This is a genomic window from Vibrio sp. 704 (genome assembly GCF_033339295.1).
Genome location: NZ_JAWOUH010000671.1, coordinates 1 through 607, shown reverse-complemented (window position 1 = coordinate 607; position 607 = coordinate 1). Strand labels below are relative to the sequence as shown.

At 45.8% G+C, this 607-nt stretch carries 1 protein-coding gene; it reads right to left on the bottom strand.

The annotated features are described in order from the left end of the window. Positions 1-12: 12 nt before the first annotated feature. A partial coding sequence (locus R7R24_RS28430) for a phosphate ABC transporter ATP-binding protein (protein ID WP_318120409.1) occupies positions 13-607 on the bottom strand: 595 nt, incomplete at its 5' end.

Genomic DNA, 607 nt, shown 5'->3' with positions numbered 1-607 from the left:
TTTGGTCGAGCCTTAGCCGTATCGACCAGTAATGTAGTCTTCTGTCTGTTTCTTCATTGGCGATGTGAAGATTGAGTCTGCGTCGGAGTATTCAATCAACTTACCCATGTGAATGAATGCGGTGTGGTCACTCACTCGCGCAGCTTGCTGCATGTTGTGGGTAACGATCACGACAGTATATTGAGTCTTAAGCTCGTTGATAAGTTCTTCAATAGTTAAAGTTGATATTGGATCCAGTGCCGATGTTGGCTCATCCAATAACAGCACTTCTGGTTCAATTGCTACAGCACGCGCAATAACCAAACGTTGCTGCTGACCACCCGAAAGTCCAAATGCGTTTTCGTGCAATCTATCTTTCACTTCATCCCACAACGCAGCAGAGCGAAGTGAACGTTCAACCGCATCATCTAATGTGCGACTGTTCTTGACACCTTGTAAGCGTAAGCCATAAACCACATTCTCATAAATCGACTTAGGAAATGGGTTAGGACGCTGAAAAACCATTCCAACGCGACGCCTAAGCGTTGCTACATCGACATTCGGGTGATAGACGTTCTTACCGTGCAAACGAACTTTTCCGGTGACTTTACATCCTTCCACCAAGTCG